At 67.9% G+C, this 3,307-nt stretch carries 4 protein-coding genes; all 4 read right to left on the bottom strand.

Going from position 1 to position 3,307, the window contains the following annotated elements:
• On the bottom strand, positions 1-349 hold a 349-nt coding region (locus AC3XYG_RS05535; RefSeq protein ID WP_489138815.1), incomplete at its 3' end, for a VOC family protein.
• Between the two features lie 14 nt (positions 350-363).
• Complete coding sequence (locus tag AC3XYG_RS05530; RefSeq protein WP_489138814.1) at positions 364-909, bottom strand: SRPBCC family protein; 546 nt, start codon at positions 907-909, stop codon at positions 364-366.
• Entirely contained in the window at positions 906-1,229 is a 324-nt protein-coding gene (locus tag AC3XYG_RS05525) for an ArsR/SmtB family transcription factor (protein WP_489138813.1), read from the bottom strand. The genes AC3XYG_RS05530 and AC3XYG_RS05525 overlap by 4 nt, the downstream gene beginning before the upstream one ends.
• Positions 1,230-1,397: 168 nt before the next feature.
• The coding region (locus tag AC3XYG_RS05520) for a helix-hairpin-helix domain-containing protein (RefSeq protein ID WP_489138812.1) at positions 1,398-3,307 on the bottom strand (1,910 nt) is incomplete at its 5' end.

The following is a 3,307-nucleotide window of genomic DNA, read 5'->3' as shown; positions in this document are numbered from 1 at the left end:
TGGACGTGACGATGTGGATGATCGAGGCGGGGTCGGAGATCCAGAAGCCGTCGAAGCTGTCCGGCAGGGGCTCGATCTCGTCGCGACGGGCGACACCGGCCGCAGCGAAATGCTCGGCCGCCGCCGGCACATCCTCGGCCACGACCTCCAGCCACAGCTCGGCTTGGCTCATGCTCTCGACCCGGTCGATCCAAAGCTGGTTGGCACCGAATTCGAAGCCGATGGCGGGTGGGTGGTTGTCCAGAGGCTTCAGGCCGATCACGTCGCGATAGAACCGCACCGTGGCGTCGTATTGGTGCGGCGGCACCTTCAACGCGATGTTGCGGCCGCCGGCGAAGGTCGTGGCCATGGCATTCCCCCCGATCAGGATTGTTTCGCCGAGACGATGCGGCGTTCGTATTCGACCTCCAGCGGCGTGTGGGTGATGAAGAAGGGCTGCGGCACCCGGCCGTGCAGGTGGTCGACCAGGATGCCCAGATGGGTGTGCCAGCCGCCGGCGGCGCTCGCCATCTTCTCTGTCCCGATGCGGCGATGGGTCAGCACCAGCAACACGTCTTCGCCCTGCGGCGTCAGCTCGAAGGTCACCTCCGATTCCTCGCCGGGCGGCCCGGGCCAGCTGTGGCTCAGCAGCCGTGGCGGTTCCCAGCGTGTCACCCGGGCGGTGGAGTTGGCGCCCTTCTCCAGCGACTTGTACTTGGCCGGGATCTCGTCCGGCAGCGGCGACAGGTCGGAATGGAGGAAATGCAGCTCCACCTGGCCGCCGGCCCGCGGTTCGACGGCGCCGGTCGCCAGCCAGGTGCCGCGCTTGTCCGATTCCGTCAGATAGGCCCAGACCCGCTCGATCGGGCCGGGCAGCCGCCGCTCGAACCGGACCGTGCCGGGGGCGGTGATGGTGCCGTAATCGCTCATGGCGTTTCTCCTGCGTCCGTGGGGATCCCGCGCAATTGCCGCTCCAGCTCGTCCAGCCGGCCGGCCCAGAAGCGGCGGATGTGCCGCAGCCACTCGTCCAACGCGCCGAAGCCGTTGGGGTCGAGCGCGTAGATGCGCCGCTGCGCGTCGGCGCGGACGGTGACCAGCCCAGCCTCCCGCAGCACCTTGAGGTGCTGGGAGATCGCCGGCCCGCTCATCGCGAACTGCCCGGCGATGTCGCCGGCCGCGCGTTCGCCCGCCGCCAGCATCTCGACGATCTGGAGCCGGGTGGGATCTGCAAGGGCGGCGAAGGCAAGCATGGTGGCTTTATGAAGCAAAAACTTAAATAAGTAAATACTTAAATTAATTGCGCTCCCATACCGTCATTGCGAGCGTAGCGAAGCAATCCTTGCAGCAGCTTGAACGGGCCGATGGATTGCTTCGTCGGCTTCGCCTCCTCGCAATGACGGTGATGGCGGTCGGGGCCCCTATTTGAAGTCGCGGCTGCGCAGGGTCACCCGGTGGCCACGCCCGGCCTCGGCGCGTGGGCGGCCCTGATGGGCGGGGTCGAGCACCACTTGGTCGGTGCCGCGGGCCAGGACCGGCAGCTGGTCGGTCCAGTCGACGAAGCGTTCGACCACGACATGGATCACCATGTGCTCGCCCTCGCCCACCTTCTGCACCCGGCCCTCGCAGGCCAGCAGGCGCCCGGCATAGACGGCGCGGCGGTACTTCTCCGACACATCGGCCCAGACCACCAGGTTGGCGGCGCCGCTCTCATCCTCGATGGTGACGAAGATCGTGCCCTTGGCGGTCTGCGGCCGCTGGCGGAACAGCACGATGCCGGCCAGGCGGATTCGGGCGCTGTCCCGGGTGGTGTCGTCGCGCAGGCTGCGGGTCGGGACGATGCCCAGCCGCGCCAACGACGGGCGCAGCAGGGCCAGCGGATGGCGGGTCAGCGACAGGCCGGTTGTGGCGTAATCCTCCAGCACCTCCAGCCCGGGCGGCAAAGGCGGCAGCACCGCCTGCGGCTCCTCGAACAGCGCCAGCTGGGCCGGCCGGGCGGGGAACAGCGGCAGGGCCTCGCCCGCGATGCCGGCCACCGCCCACAGCCCCTGCTGCCGGTCCAGCCCCATCGAGCCGAAGGCGGCGGCCTCGGCCAGCCGGTTCAGGGCGCGGGCGGAGACGCCGGCGCGGCGGGCGAGATCGGCCGGCGAGGCATAGCCGGCCTCCCGGTGCTGTACGATCTCGCCGCCCTCGGCGTCGCTCAGCCCCTTCACCAGGCGCAGGCCAAGCCGCAGGGCATGGTCGCGGCCGCCGGTCGGCTCCAGCGTGCAGTCCCAGTCGCTGCGGTTGACGTCGACCGGGCGGATCTCGACGCCATGCTCGCGCGCATCACGGATGAGCTGGGCGGGCAAGTAGAAGCCCATGGGCTGGGAGTTGATCAGGGCGCAGCAGAACACCTCGGGATAATAATGCTTCACCCAGGCGCTCTCATAGACCAGCAGCGCGAAGGAGGCGGCATGCGCCTCCGGGAAGCCATAGCTGCCGAAGCCCTTGATCTGGCTGAAGCAGCGTTCGGCGAAATCGCGCTCATAGGCGTTGGCGACCATGCCTTCGACGAAGCGGGTCTCGTATTTGTGTATAGAACCCTCGCTCTTGAACGTCGCCATCGCCCGCCGCAGGTTGTCGGCCTCGGCCGGGCTGAATTTGGCGGCGACGATGGCCAGCTTCATGCCCTGTTCCTGGAACAGCGGCACGCCCAGGGTCTTCTCCAGGACCTCCTTGAGTTCGTCCTTCGGGTAGGTCACCGGCTCGATCTTGTCGCGGCGGCGCAGATAGGGATGGACCATGTCGCCCTGGATCGGGCCGGGGCGCACGATCGCCACCTCGATCACCAGGTCGTAATAATTCTGTGGCTTCAGTCGCGGCAGCATCGATTGCTGGGCCCGGGATTCAACCTGGAACACGCCGATGGAATCGGCGCGGCTCAACATCTCGTAGACCTCCGGGTCCTCCCGCGGCGTCATGCCGAGGGCCAGCGGCTCCGGATACCGCTCCGGATAGTGCCGGTTCATCAGGTCGAAGCAGCGCTTGAGTGCGCTGAGCATGCCGAGCGCCAGCACGTCGACCTTGAGCATGCCGACCGCGTCGAGGTCGTCTTTATCCCAACAGATGACAGTACGGTCCGGCATCGCCGCATTCTCGATCGGCACCATCTCGTCCAGCCGCTTGCGGGCGAAGACGAAGCCGCCGGTGTGCTGGCTGAGGTGTCGGGGAAAGCCCATCAGCTCGCAGCTCAACGTCAGTGCCAGGCGCAGCCGGGGGTCGGCGGGGTCCAGCCCGGCCTCACGCACCTGGTCCTCGTCGATGCCACTCATGCTCCAGCCCCAGACCG

The sequence above is a fragment of the Inquilinus sp. genome (genome assembly GCF_057815775.1).
This window is presented reverse-complemented; position numbering and strand designations above follow the sequence as displayed.

What these genes read in the sequence shown, in the direction of transcription:
- AC3XYG_RS05530 (WP_489138814.1), bottom strand. Translation starts at nt 909, where the DNA reads ATGAGCGATTACGGCACCATCACCGCCCCCGGCACGGTCCGGTTCGAG.
- AC3XYG_RS05525 (WP_489138813.1), bottom strand. Translation starts at nt 1,229, where the DNA reads ATGCTTGCCTTCGCCGCCCTTGCAGATCCCACCCGGCTCCAGATCGTC.